At 61.4% G+C, this 12,902-nt stretch carries 10 protein-coding genes; 6 read left to right on the top strand and 4 right to left on the bottom strand.

The annotated features are described in order from the left end of the window. Positions 1–33: 33 nt before the first annotated feature. Positions 34–369, bottom strand: coding sequence for a hypothetical protein (locus BLW40_RS16965; RefSeq protein ID WP_139305437.1), 336 nt, complete (start codon positions 367–369; stop codon positions 34–36). 328 nt (positions 370–697) lie between these two features. Between BLW40_RS16965 and BLW40_RS17755 the strand changes: the two genes are divergently transcribed. Next, positions 698–1,024 (top strand): hypothetical protein, encoded by a 327-nt coding sequence (locus tag BLW40_RS17755; protein ID WP_211656690.1) that lies wholly within the window; start codon positions 698–700, stop codon positions 1,022–1,024. A 115-nt stretch (positions 1,025–1,139) separates the two neighbouring features. On the opposite strand, the gene BLW40_RS00515 is transcribed toward BLW40_RS17755, so the two are convergent. Next, positions 1,140–3,179: a PAS domain-containing sensor histidine kinase gene (locus BLW40_RS00515; RefSeq protein ID WP_074764484.1), complete on the bottom strand. Its 2,040-nt coding sequence runs from the start codon at positions 3,177–3,179 to the stop codon at positions 1,140–1,142. 335 nt (positions 3,180–3,514) lie between these two features. Between BLW40_RS00515 and BLW40_RS00510 the strand changes: the two genes are divergently transcribed. From BLW40_RS00510 to BLW40_RS00490, 5 genes are all read left to right on the top strand, one after another. After that, positions 3,515–6,886: a chemotaxis protein CheB gene (locus BLW40_RS00510; RefSeq protein ID WP_074764483.1), complete on the top strand. Its 3,372-nt coding sequence runs from the start codon at positions 3,515–3,517 to the stop codon at positions 6,884–6,886. 138 nt (positions 6,887–7,024) lie between these two features. Further along, a complete protein-coding gene (locus tag BLW40_RS00505) occupies positions 7,025–8,131 on the top strand; it encodes a polyamine ABC transporter substrate-binding protein (RefSeq protein WP_074764481.1) in 1,107 nt (368 codons plus the stop codon). A 28-nt stretch (positions 8,132–8,159) separates the two neighbouring features. Further along, positions 8,160–9,302 carry an ABC transporter ATP-binding protein gene (locus tag BLW40_RS00500; protein WP_074764479.1) on the top strand — a complete coding sequence of 381 codons (1,143 nt, stop codon included), beginning with the start codon at positions 8,160–8,162 and terminating at the stop codon, positions 9,300–9,302. Then, positions 9,299–10,207 (top strand): ABC transporter permease subunit, encoded by a 909-nt coding sequence (locus BLW40_RS00495; RefSeq protein ID WP_074764477.1) that lies wholly within the window; start codon positions 9,299–9,301, stop codon positions 10,205–10,207. Before BLW40_RS00500 ends, BLW40_RS00495 begins: the two co-directional genes overlap by 4 nt. Next, positions 10,204–11,058, top strand: a complete 855-nt coding sequence (locus BLW40_RS00490; RefSeq protein WP_074764475.1) for an ABC transporter permease subunit — start codon at positions 10,204–10,206, stop codon at positions 11,056–11,058. Before BLW40_RS00495 ends, BLW40_RS00490 begins: the two co-directional genes overlap by 4 nt. Before the next feature lie 98 nt (positions 11,059–11,156). Here BLW40_RS00490 and BLW40_RS00485 read toward each other — a convergent pair whose 3' ends face one another. Beyond that, on the bottom strand, positions 11,157–11,447 hold the full coding sequence (locus tag BLW40_RS00485; protein WP_170834499.1) for an HU family DNA-binding protein: 291 nt from the start codon (positions 11,445–11,447) through the stop codon (positions 11,157–11,159). Positions 11,448–11,692: 245 nt separating this feature from the next. After that, positions 11,693–12,877 (bottom strand): MFS transporter, encoded by a 1,185-nt coding sequence (locus tag BLW40_RS00480; RefSeq protein WP_074764471.1) that lies wholly within the window; start codon positions 12,875–12,877, stop codon positions 11,693–11,695. Positions 12,878–12,902 lie beyond the last annotated feature (25 nt).

Below are 12,902 nucleotides of genomic sequence, written 5' to 3'. Positions count from 1 at the left end.
TCGCGTCAGAAGCCGGTCGCGCGGGCGCTGCCTCTATTCAGGTGGGCGCGGTGCCCAGAGCAACGTCGCATTGCCCTCGGTCTGATTGCACAATTCGGTCAGCCGCGCCGCCGAAACCCGCATCGGCGTGATGCCGTTGATGGTCAGCACGCCCCGCCGCACCAGCTTCCATCCGACCGAAACGCAGAGCGGCGGCGGGACGTTCTCCGCCGTCACCAGCGTGACCCCGCCCTTTCGCTCGGTCCGGATCGCGCCGTTGAAAACGCTGGTCTCAATCGTCTCTCCGGCGGCGGCCTGCTGCATCTGGGCAAAAAAGACATCCCCCGCACCCGATGGCAGCCCCGGAGGAGACGGCGGCGAAAACGCCACCCATGCTCCGATTGCCCCGGCTAACGCCACGCCCCCGCCGATCGATGCGAGTATCACCCCCAGATTGCGTTTTGGGGGTGGGTGTTTCGCGTGAGGGGTGGGGTGGTGATGCGCCGGGTGACCGCTCATGGCCCGTTCCCTGCCAAAAAGGTGAGGGGATTTAAAATGATGATGTCAGTAAAGTTTTAACACATTCTTATCCGATTAGGGGGCAAGACAGCCACCTCCTGCCTTGCCGATAAAGAATCCCATGGTACGATAGAATGATATTGGTGGCTGAGCGCCACCTCCGGTCGACCGGCCATGCCGGAGATTGCTTTGGAGAAGGATGATGGATATCCGCCGTTTTGCCATTCCCCTTGCTACCTCGCTGGTGGTCGGGATCGTCGTTTATGGCTTGTCCCTGGCCGGTCAGCAGTCGTTGCGCTCGGAACTCGAGCAGATCAACACTCTGCGCAGCGATATCGACAAGCGTTTCGCCACCGTTGAGGATCTGGCCAGCCGTCTCGAATCGCTCGACCATCGCGTCGTCGCGGTCGAGAAGACGCTGCCGCCCGCTCCGGTGGTCGAGGCGGCTCCGCCTGTCGCCGAACCCGCTCCTGCCGATGCTGCGGCGCCGGTTGCCGCTCCGGCCCCGCCCGCGACGCAGCCGTAACCGGCCAGCGTCAGCGGGGTGTCAGAAAACCCGTTTCCACAGGAAGAGATTTCTTCCTGTGGGGCGTGTTTTGCGTTGAAGGGGGCGGACATCGACCCAAGCCCCGGCGCAAGCCTCAGGGCCGGTTGGGGAGGGCGATGGTGAAAGTTGTGCCCTGGCCGGGATTGGACTCGACCCAGATCCGCCCTTGATGCTGCTCCACCACCTTCTTGCAGATGGCAAGCCCGATCCCGGTTCCTTCGTATTTGTCCGGGGTGTGCAGGCGCTGGAAGATGCGGAAGATCGTCTCGAAATAATCGGACTCGATGCCGATGCCGTTATCGCTGACGGAAATGTGATGTTCGGTCGTGGTACTGACCGAACTGATCCGGATCAGCGGAGGACGGTCGGGAGCCCGATATTTGATCGCGTTGCCGATCAGATTCTGGAACAGTCGGACCAGATCGGTCGAATCGCCTCGGACCGTCGGCAGGGGCGGGGTGACCTCGATCGTCCCGCCGGACTCAGCCAGGCTGGCGCTGAGATTGGCACTGGCGTCGGCAACGACCTGGGACAATTCGACCGGTTCGACCGGCTTGGTATTGCGGCCGATCCGCGAATATTCCAGCAGATCGACGATCAGGCGGTCCATCCGCACCGCGCCGTCGTGGGCAAAGGCGATGAACTCGCGGGCGGTGTCGTCGAGGTGCTCGCCATAGCGTCGTTGCAGCAAAGAAACGTAGCTGGAGACCTGTCGCAGCGGCTGGCGTAGATCGTGGCTGGCGACATAGGCGAATTGTTCCAGTTCGGCGTTCGATTGGGCGAGGTCGCGGCGGTTTTCGTCCTGCTCCAGCACCGAACCGACCAGCCGTGACAGCAGGCGCATGAATTCGATGTCGCCCTCGTCGAAGCCGCGAGCCGAGGCCTGCGCCGAATAGAACGCGATCGTGCCGTAATCGCGCCCGCGCTGGCGGATCGGCGCGCCGAGATAGCTTCCCACCCCGTGCAACCGGTGGCTGGGATGGTCGGCGTAGGGTGAAGTGGCAAGATCGGGCAAGGCCAGGACATTGCCGGTTTCGATCACCTGGGCGCAGAAGGTTTCGGATAGATCGATGCGGGTGCCATCGACGATCCCAGCCTCCGGTGGGGCGCTGTGATGTTCGATGGTCGATCCGCCTTCCTCGATCCGGGTGATCTGGCCGATGGTCAATCCGAGGTGGCGGCGGCCGAGATTCAGCGCTGCGGCCAATTGCTGTCCCGCGCCGAAGCCGCCGGGGAGGGCGGCGATCTCGCTCAATGCCCGCAGGTTGTTGTACTGGCGTTGCAGCCGCTCCGTCCGTTCTTTCAGATCGATTTCGATCCGTTTGCGTTCGGTGATCTCCTCGTGGACGACGACGATTTCCGGGACGGTATCGTCGCTACCTTCACTGCTCTGGATCGGATAGATGTGGGCATGGACCCAGCGTTCGGGGATGTCGCGGCCCTGGGCCGGGATACGGACGGCGGGAATGTCGATGCTTTGGCCGTTCCGGGCCTGTTCGAGATGGCGACTCATCTCGAGGGCCTGGGGGACAATCCCTCCGCCCTGAGACGGATTGCGCCCCCAGAGCCGGGTCCAGGCGCGGTTCGACATCCGGGGAACGCCGTTGGCATCGACGATTTGAACCGCCATCGGATTCTGCTCGAAGATGGCGCGAAAACGGGTTTCAGACTCGAACAGGGCCTGTTCGGCCGCCTTGCGGTCGGTAATATCGAACGCTGTGGTCAGACAGCGCCAGCTTTCGCCCCACGACGAACCTAACGGCACGCTTTGCAGGATCACCGGAAAGGGCGGGCGCTGTTCGGGCAGCAGCCACAATTCAGTCCGGGCGCTGCCGTTACGGACTTGGAGAAAATGCTCATCGAGGGTGCGGCGACAGGATTTATCAACAAAAAGAAGAAACGGCTTCGCTAAAATTCGCCCCTTGGTCCTGCCGAGCATCTCCATCCCGGCGACATTGACCTCTTGAACGGAATAGTTTGTATCTATAATGAAATAACCAGCAGGTGAGTTCTCAAAAAGGTCGTGATATTTTTGGCTTGTCTGTTCCAGGCTGATCTGGGTCAGGCGTAATTGTTCATTTTGTGTGTTTAGCTCTTCCTGATGGACCTGAAGCGAGTGAAGGGTTTCAGACATCTGCTGCTGCACGGCAGAGGCGATCGGCCCCCGATCACGTAAATCCCTGAGTTCAGCCTCGACCGAGGCTAACTCTAATTCGATTTGCGCTTTGGTCTTTCGCGAAGTATCTGCTTTGCTCATCATCGGTAGAGTTTAACGGGAACAAATTGCGCAGGACATCGAAGTTATCTAACCCATATGGCATATATCTATATGGTCATTGGTGTGTCGCAATCAATCTGGAATCTTCAGAAGCACGTGGTCGCTTTGTTTATGGAAAAAATAAGGGGACGTCCCCATAATATTTATGGTGATGGAGGGGAGAGACATTGAAACGGCCTAAGGAAGACGCAGTGTCGGTCAATATTTCGCGCCCGACGGTCCCCGCGAACGCGGCACCCGTATCGTCCGCTCCGGTCACGTCAACTGCGCCGACTGGACGCAAGGCCCGCGGTCGGCGGAACGATCTATTTGTCGTCGGAATCGGGGCTTCAGCCGGTGGCTTGGAAGCGTTGCGTCCGTTCGTCGCCAATCTTCCCCAATCCTCGACGATGGCCTATGTCATCGTCCAGCACCTGTCGCCGCAATATCGCAGCATGATGGTGCAGCTTCTCGGCCGTGAGACCAAGCTTCCGGTCGAGGAGATCAAGGACGGACTGGTGATGGTGCCCAACACCATCTACATCACCCCGCCGAACAAGGACGTCCGGGTCAAGAACGCGACCTTGTGGCTGCGAGAACCCTCCGCACCGCTGGGGCCCAAGCCGTCGGTCGATGTGTTCTTTTCCTCGCTGGCCGAGGATTTGGGACAACAGGCGATCGGGGTGATTTTGTCGGGGACCGGCAGCGATGGCGCCCACGGGATGCGCGCGATCAAGGCCTGTGCCGGCCTGACGGTGGCGCAGGATCCCGAAACCGCGAAATATGATGGGATGCCGAAAGCGGCGATCGATTCCGGCTGCGTCGATCTGGTGATGCCGCCCGACGCGATTGGGCCGGAACTGGCCTCGATCTCGCGCTTTCCCCGCCCGGTGGTGGTGCAGAAATCCGAGCATACCGAGGCCAGAGACACCATCAACGAAATCTTCCTGCTGGTCCGCAAGCGGACCGACGTCGATTTCACCCAGTACAAGACCAATACCGTCCGCCGCAGGCTGGAGCGGCGAATGGCGGCCAATCGGATCGAGACGCTGGATTCCTACCTTGAATTCGTGCAGCGGAATCCGGCCGAACTGGATTTGCTGTGCAAGGACATCCTGATCTCGGTCACCTCGTTTTTTCGCGATACCAAGGCGTTTGACGACATCAAGGCGACCCTGGCCGATCTGCTCGCTACCAAGAAGCCGGGCGACAGCATCCGCATCTGGGTTCCGGCCTGTGCCACCGGCGAGGAAGCCTATTCCTTCGCGATGATGCTGAGCGACCAGTTGGGCGAAGCGATCGGGCAGTACAAGGTTCAGGTGTTCGCCACCGATATCGACCTCGATGCGATGCGCCATGCCCGCAAGGGGGCCTATTCGGCGACGACGGTCGAGACTCTGGACAAGGCGTTCCTGTCCAAATATTTCGACGCAATGGGGCAGATTTATCAGGTCAAGAAGCCGGTTCGCGAAATGGTCGTCTTTGCCCGCCAGGATCTGATCAAAGACCCTCCGTTCGTCAAGGTTGATCTGATCAGTTGCCGCAATGTCCTGATCTATTTTAATGCCGATCTTCAGGACCGGATTTTCCAGATGTTCCACTATGCCCTGTCGATCCAGGGCTATCTTTTCCTGGGAAAATCCGAATCCGTCGGCCATTGCGCCGATCTGTTCCGCTCGGTCAAGGCGAATTCGAAAATCTTCCAAAAGCGGATTGTCGCGCCGCGCTCGACCAACCCTGTGTTTGGCGCGTTCCGAATCAAGCCGCCGGACGCCGTCGATGCCAGCCGGGCCACCAGTGCCGGATCAATCGAGTCGATCGTCCGCGACGGCTTCATTGAGTCTTGCATGCCGCCCAGCGTTGCGGTGAACGAGAATCTCGACATCCTTTATTATCACGGCGACGTCGATGGGTTTATCCGCTTTCCCCAGGGCTTGCCCAATCAGAATCTGGGCAAGCTGATCATCGAGGATTTCCGTATCGACCTGCGCGCCCTGGTCCATCATGCCCGCGAAAAAGGGGTGGTGGCGATGGGACCGAAACGTCATCTCAAAATTCGCGATGGCGACCTGTACGCCCGTCTCGCGGTGCGTCCGCTGAAGGGCGAGGGCGGTCATGAGACCTTGTTTCTGATCAGCTGTGACAAGGTCGATTTGCCGGTTCCCGATGGCGGCGAGGAATCTTTGCTGCCATCCGGCAACGAGGCCCGCCTGATTGAACTTGAGCAGGAGTTGACCGCGACCCGCGAGCATCTCCAGACCGTGGTCGAGGAATTGGAAACCTCGAACGAAGAGCTTCAGGCACTGAACGAGGAATTGCAGGCCGCCAACGAGGAACTGCAATCTTCGAACGAGGAGTTGGAAACCTCGAACGAAGAACTGCAATCGACCAACGAGGAACTGACCACCGTCAATGAAGAGTTGCAGGTGCGCACCGCCGAATTGGCCGGGGCCAACGCCGATCTGCAAAACATCCAGGACAATATCGGTTTCCCGCTGCTGGTGGTCGATAAGTCGCTGCGAATCACCCGCTTCACCCCGCAGGCGGCGCGGATGTTCGGTCTGCTCCCCTCCGACGCCGGGCAGATGATCACGGCCGTTCCCAGCCAGTTCCACATCCGCGACCTGAAGGCGCTGTTGGTGACCGTGATTGCCAGCAGCACCTCGCACGAAGAAATCGTCGAGGTCGATGGCCGCTTTTATCGGATAGGGGTCTATCCCTATCGCGACCTGCGCGATCAGACCGCCGGGGCGATCATGAGCTTCATCGACGAGACGGAACTTCGCGTCACCCAGCGCGAGCTCGAGGCGACCATCGCCAATCTGCGCGCGACCCAGATCGAATTGCGCGAGGCCAAGGAAGCGGCCGAGGCCGCCAACAACGCCAAGTCAGACTTCCTCGCCAACATGAGCCACGAATTGCGGACGCCGCTGAACGCGGTGCTGGGGTTTGCCCAATTGATGGCCGACGAGATGTGGGGACCGTTGGGCGACGAACGCTATCGCGAATACGCCAATATTATCGTCGATAGCGGCCAGCATCTGCTGTCGCTGATCAGTCAGGTTCTCGACATGTCGGTGATCGAAGCGGGGCGCACCATCCTGCACGAGGGGACGGTGCGGATCAACGAGGTGATCGCCGCGACCCAGCGCCTGATGTCGTCCCAGGCCGAGCGACGCGACATCCATCTGTTGACCGATCTGCCCGATGATTTGCCCTGGGTCCATGGCGATCTGACCGCGATTCAGCGGGTGCTGTTCAATCTGGTCGGCAACGCGCTGAAATTCACCCAACCGGGCGGTCGGGTGACGGTTTCGGCCCGGGTCGATCAGCACGGAATGCGTGTTTTTGTCAGCGATACCGGCATCGGCATCAAGCCAGCCGACCTGTCGCGGGTGCTGATGCCGTTCGAGCAGGGCGGCTTGCGTACCGTGCGTGAACGCGAAGGGGTCGGGCTGGGGTTGCCGATCTCGAAATCGCTGATCGAGTTGCATGGCGGTTGCCTGTCGATCGAGAGCGAGGAAGGGGTTGGGACAACCGTAAGTATGCTCATTCCGACCGAACGGCTGCTTCATCGCACCTGATCCGGCCTGGAGGGGGGCTTGCCTCCGATTGCCCGTTGACAAGGTGCGAAACTGCCCGGAAAACTCTCCCCGTTCCGGGGCCTTGGGGGCGTGCCGGAGGGAGTCCTCTGTCTCCATCGAGTAGAAGGGGTGTAGGCGATGCGTCTTGGCTTTACCGGTCTCGTGGCCCTGGCGGCGACGGCTTCGATTCTGTCCTTCTCGGCGCGCGCCGAAGAGGAGAAGGTTCTTAACGTCTACAACTGGTCCGACTATGTCGCGCCGGATACGTTGGAGAAATTCACTCAAGCGACCGGCATCAAGGTGAATTACGACGTCTATGACGGCAATGAGATCCTGTCGACCAAGCTCCAGGCCGGTCGTTCGGGCTATGACGTCGTGTTTCCGTCCGCTTCGCCGTTCCTGGCACAGCAGATCAAGGCCGGAACCTATCGCAAGCTCGACAAGTCCAAGCTGACCCATTACGGCAACCTCGATCCGGCGGTGATGAAGACGCTCGACAGCGTTTCCGATCCCGGCAACCTCTACGCTGTCCCCTATATGATCGCCGCCACCGGCATCGCCTATAACATCGACAAGCTGGCCAAGGTCGCGCCCGGCCTGAAGCCCGATAGCTGGTCGGTGCTGTTCGATCCGGCGATCGTGTCGAAGGCGAAGAGCTGCGGCGTCAGCCTGCTTGATACGCCGACCGAAGTGTTCGCTGCGGCCCTGCTGTATCGCGGCCATAACGGCGCCAGCCTCGCCACCGAGGATCTGAAGCTGGCCGCCGAGACGGTCAAGGCGATCCGTCCCTCGCTGAAATACTTCCATTCCTCGAAGTATATCAACGACATTGCCAATGGCGACACCTGCTTGGCCCAGGGCTATGTCGGTGATCTGGTTCAGGCGCGCAACCGCGCCAACGAGGCCAATAAGGGCGTTCATCTCGCCATCATTATCCCCAAGGAAGGAGCGGTGGTGAACATCGACGCCGCCGCGATCCCGGCCGATGCCCCGCATCCCGACAACGCCCATAAGTTCATCGACTTCCTGTTGCAGCCCGAGATCATTGCGGCAATCAGCGACACCACCGGGTACGCCAACGCGGTTCCGGCCGCCAAGCCGCTGATGAAAAAGGAAATCGTTGCCGATCCGGTGATCTATCCGCCGGCTGAGGTGGTGGCGAAGGAGTTTCAGGTTCCCCCCGCCGATCTGGCGAAGGAGCGTGAGCGCACCCGCCTGTGGACCAGCGTCAAGACCGGCCGTTAAGGCCGGTTGAGACGCGGAAATCACGAGCATGGCCCAGACGGTTGCCCAACGCCCGACCTTCTCGCCCTGGACCGATCCTGACGCGGTGCCGCTGATCCGTTTCGAGGCTGTCTCGAAACGGTTCGGCGACTTCGTCGCGGTCGATCAGGTCGATCTCTCCATCCACGCCGGCGAGTTCTTCTCGCTGCTCGGCGCGTCGGGCTGCGGCAAGACGACGTTGCTGCGGATGCTGGCCGGATTCGAAACCCCGACTTCGGGGCGGATTTTCATCGACGGAACCGACGTTTCGGCGATCCCGCCCTATGAGCGGCCGGTCAACATGATGTTCCAGTCCTATGCGCTGTTTCCCCATATGACGGTGGAACAGAACGTCGCCTTCGGACTGAAGCAGGATGGGGTGCCTAAGCCGCGGATTCGCGAAAAGGTCCGTGACGTTCTCGATCTGGTGCAGATGAGCCGCTTTGGTGGTCGCAAGCCGCACCAATTATCGGGGGGCCAGCGCCAGCGCGTCGCGCTGGCGCGCTGTCTGGCCAAGGAACCCAAAGTTCTATTGCTCGACGAGCCGCTGGCGGCGCTCGACCGCCAGTTGCGCGAGCGGACCCAGCTTGAACTGGTCGGCATTCAGGAACGGGTCGGCATTACCTTCGTCATGGTCACCCACGATCAGGGCGAGGCGATGACGATGTCCAGCCGCATCGCGGTGATGAATTCGGGATGCCTGGAACAGGTCGGTACTCCGGTCGAAATCTACGAATATCCCGGCACCCGCTTCGTCGCCGATTTCATTGGTGCCGCCAACATGTTTGAAGGGGTGGTGGCGTCGGACAATCACGATCTGCTCGTCGTCACCTGCCCCGAACTGGAACGCGATCTGTCGATCTCGCACAGCGGTTCAGTCCCGGTCGGCGCTCCGGTGACGGTGATGGTCCGCCCCGAAAAGATGGTGGTCCAGCGCGAAAGCCCGTCCGAGACGATGAACGGGGTCAAGGGTGTCGTTGCCGATATCGCCTATCTTGGCGATGTGTCGATCTATCATATCGCCTTGCCGTCGGGTCGGCGGGTCGAGGTGCTGCGCACCAATCTTCGCCATACCGGCGAACAGGAACTGACCTGGGAAGACGAGGTCCATCTGGCGTGGCATCCTGCCAACGCCATGGTGCTGACAAGATGACGGCGCTCGACCGCGCGGTTCGCCGCTGGGGCCGATTGCTGGTCGGACTGCCGCCTTATGCCTGGTTGGTGGTGTTCTTCCTGGTGCCGTTCCTGATCGTGATCAAGATCAGCCTGTCCCAGGCGATCATGGGGATTCCGCCCTATACCCCGTTGCTGGAGTGGGGCGAGGATGCGGTTCTGACGATTCGGATCGCGCTGGGCAGCTTCGGCACCTTGTTTGGCGATGAATTGTATGCGTTCGCTTATCTCAATTCGTTGCGGCTGGCGGCAATCGCCACCTTTTGCTGCCTGTTGCTGGGCTATCCCGCCGCTTATGCGATCGCGCGGTCGTCGCACTCGGTCCGCAACCTGCTGCTTTTGCTGGTGGCGCTGCCGTTCTGGACCTCGTTTCTGATCCGGGTCTATGCCTGGATCGGCATTCTGAAGACCGAAGGTCTGCTGAACGGTCTGCTGCTGTGGCTCGGCGTGATTGATACCCCGTTGCAGATTCTCGAAACCGATCTGGCCGTGCTGATCGGCATGGTCTATTCGTATCTGCCCTTCATGGTGCTGCCTCTGTTCGCCACCTTGGAAAAGATGGATATGTCGTTGCTGGAAGCGGCGGCCGATCTGGGCTGCCGCCCATTCCAGGCGTTCATTTCAGTGACGCTTCCGCTGTCGATGCCGGGAATCGTCGCAGGCTCGCTGCTGGTGTTCATCCCGGCGGTCGGCGAGTTCGTCATTCCCGACCTGCTGGGCGGACCCGATACCCTGATGATTGGCAAAATCTTGTGGGCCGAGTTCTTTGACAACCGGGATTGGCCGGTTGCGTCGGCGGTGGCGGTGGCGATGCTGGTTCTGCTGGTGGTGCCGGTGATGATCTTTCAGCGCCTTCAGGGGCAGGCGACGGAGGGAACACGATGAGCACCGGCTGGGGGCGCAACCGGGCGCTGGCGCTGTATGGCCTGCTGTCGCTGGCCTATGCCTTTCTGTACGTCCCGATCGTCGTCATGATCATCTATTCATTCAATGCCTCCCGTCTGGTGACGGTGTGGGGCGGCTTTTCGTTCAAATGGTATGGCGAACTGCTCCAGGATGAAAAAGTCCTCGACGCGGCGTGGCTCAGTCTTCAGGTTGCCTTCGCCAACGCGACCATCGCCACTATTCTCGGGACATTGGCGGCGGTGGTGCTGGTGCGGTTCCGCCGGTTTCGTGGCCGGACTCTGTTCACCGGAATGATCGCGGCCCCGCTGGTGATGCCGGAAATCATCACCGGTCTGGCCATGCTGCTGCTGTTTGTCGCGATGGAGCAGGCGATCGGCTGGCCCCAGGGCCGCTCGATGACCACCATCGTCATCGCCCACGTCACGTTCAGCCTGTCTTTCGTCACCGTGGTGGTGCAGTCGCGGCTGGCTCAGATGGACGCCTCGCTGGAAGAGGCGGCGATGGATTTAGGCGCGCGTCCGGCCAAGGTGTTCCTGGTCATCACCTTGCCGATCATCGCTCCGGCGTTGCTGGCGGGATGGTTGCTGGCGTTCACCTTGTCGATCGACGACGTGGTGATCTCGGCCTTTGTCTCTGGGCCGGGGGCCTCGCCGTTGCCGATCGTGATCTTCTCGAAGGTCCGTCTCGGCGTCAGCCCCGAGATCAACGCGCTGGCGACGATCGTCGTCGCGCTGGTCGGGGTGGCGATGGCGATTGCCGGGCGGGTGATGCTCAGTCGCGATCGCGACGAGCGTCACCGCCCCACCGTCACCTCGCCGCAGCCGGTCTGACGGAGACGCGAGGCGGTAAATCCCTGCCCGGATATGAAATCGCCCCCCGATATCGAAGCGGGGGGCGCTGCCGTAGGTCCGGGACGTTCAGAACGGCTTTAGCCGTTGACGGCGTCCTTCAGACCCTTACCGGCAGTGAATTTCGGCGCCTTTGAGGCGGCAATATTGATCGGCGCGCCGGTACGGGGGTTGCGACCTTCCTTAGCGGCGCGCTCGCTTACCGAAAACGTCCCGAATCCGACCAGTCGGACTTCATCGCCGCTCTTCAGCGCTTCGGTGATCGAATTGAATGTCGCATACACCACTGTTTCCGCGACAGCCTTGGACAGACCGCTCAATTCAGCGACCTTGCTCACCAGATCCTGCTTGTTCATGAGACCCCCATTCATGTGTCGTGGCCGTTCAAAGATGACATGACAGGGGAGGGGCCACTGGCTTAACGCCGGACATTCCACCCGCTCCCCATCAGCGACTGGCAACACTGTGTCTACTTTTCCACGACAATACAACCGTCTACGCCATGCTCCATAAGGGTTTCCCACAGAAAACAACGGGTCGGGAACTCCGTCCACAGGCGAGGGGGCTTTGCCCGTGGTGATTTTATATCATTCGGTTCCGAAATGACGGCGGCCGGTCACCCCGGCAGCCGGACCCGCCGCAACACCAGAGTGAGCGCCGCGCCGGTCAGGGTGACGCCCGCCATCAGAGGGGCGGCGGCACTCCATCCCCATCCCGCGACAGCGGCACCGACCAGCACCGGTCCGGTCACCTGTCCGATATTGCTGCCTTGCATGATCAGCCCCAGCGTCACCGGAACCAGCCGGGGATCGGGGGCATAGGGCGGCGCCCCCCCCAGCACGCAGCCCGGCAGCAAGCCGCCGACGGCGGATAACAGCAGACACAACCCATAGGCCAGTGGGACGGGGGTAAAGGGGAGAAAAATTCCGAAAGCCGACCCGGCGATGGTGAGATTGGCCAAGATGATCGGAATCCAACGCGGCACTCCCCACCGGAGCAGCGGCCCGGTGGCGAGATTGCCCAGGATGTTGGCCGCCGCCACCGCCGCCGTCATCATCCCGGCCTGTCCCGCCGTCACCCCCATCCGCTCAATCAGCAGGGTGGGCAGAAAGCCGGTGAGGGCAATATAGGCGGTGGTGTAACAGGCGAAGATCAGGGCGAGCAGAACTGGCCCCGGAGCCGAAGCCGTTTGCCGCAGATCGTGCCAGAGCCGGGAGGGAGACTGGCCGCCATGCCCGGTGGCGGCGGGCAGGCGCACCCAGGCCAGAAGAGCGTAAAGGGCGAGAAACGCAGCCATTCCAAGCCACAAGCCGCGCCAGCCGATCAGCGGCAGCAACGGGGCCGCCATCATCGACACCGCCATGCCGAAGGGCATGAAGCAGGCCCACAGGCCGAAGGCGGTGTGGCGATCCTCGGGCCGGGTCGCGACGGTGATCAGGGCGGGGGCGGCGATCACCACCACGGTCAGTCCTAATCCCTCGGCTACCCGGCTGACGAGCAGAATAGCCTGGGTTGAAGCCAGCCCGCCGAGCAGACTGCCGAGGGCGATCAGGACCAGGGCCGCCGGTAGCAAACGCCGCGGCCCCAGTCGGGTGACGACACTGCCCATCGCGCCCCCGGTGACCGCTCCCATCAGGGCCAACATCGACAAGATCCACGATGCGGCCGACAGATCGAGCCCCAATTCGGCCCGGATGAAGGGCAGGGCAATCGGGGCCTTGCCGACCTGGAAAGCGGCAGCCACACCGGCACCGACGGCCAGCAGAACAGCGGGCCAGTCGGTCCGGGCGGGGGTCGTCATTCTCTTTCTGTCCTTTAAGGAAAAC

The sequence above is a fragment of the Magnetospirillum fulvum genome (assembly GCF_900108475.1).
In the GTDB taxonomy this organism is placed as follows: domain Bacteria; phylum Pseudomonadota; class Alphaproteobacteria; order Rhodospirillales; family Magnetospirillaceae; genus Phaeospirillum; species Phaeospirillum fulvum_A.
Note: the sequence above shows the minus strand (reverse complement) of the source record. Positions and strands in the feature narration are given on the sequence as shown.

Coding starts and splice junctions, on each gene's coding strand:
- BLW40_RS17755 (WP_211656690.1), top strand. CDS start 698: ATGATGGATATCCGCCGTTTTGCCATTCCCCTTGCTACCTCGCTGGTG.
- BLW40_RS00515 (WP_074764484.1), bottom strand. CDS start 3,179: ATGTCTGAAACCCTTCACTCGCTTCAGGTCCATCAGGAAGAGCTAAAC.
- BLW40_RS00505 (WP_074764481.1), top strand. CDS start 7,025: ATGCGTCTTGGCTTTACCGGTCTCGTGGCCCTGGCGGCGACGGCTTCG.
- BLW40_RS00500 (WP_074764479.1), top strand. CDS start 8,160: ATGGCCCAGACGGTTGCCCAACGCCCGACCTTCTCGCCCTGGACCGAT.
- BLW40_RS00495 (WP_074764477.1), top strand. CDS start 9,299: ATGACGGCGCTCGACCGCGCGGTTCGCCGCTGGGGCCGATTGCTGGTC.
- BLW40_RS00490 (WP_074764475.1), top strand. CDS start 10,204: ATGAGCACCGGCTGGGGGCGCAACCGGGCGCTGGCGCTGTATGGCCTG.
- BLW40_RS00485 (WP_170834499.1), bottom strand. CDS start 11,447: ATGAATGGGGGTCTCATGAACAAGCAGGATCTGGTGAGCAAGGTCGCT.
- BLW40_RS00480 (WP_074764471.1), bottom strand. CDS start 12,877: ATGACGACCCCCGCCCGGACCGACTGGCCCGCTGTTCTGCTGGCCGTC.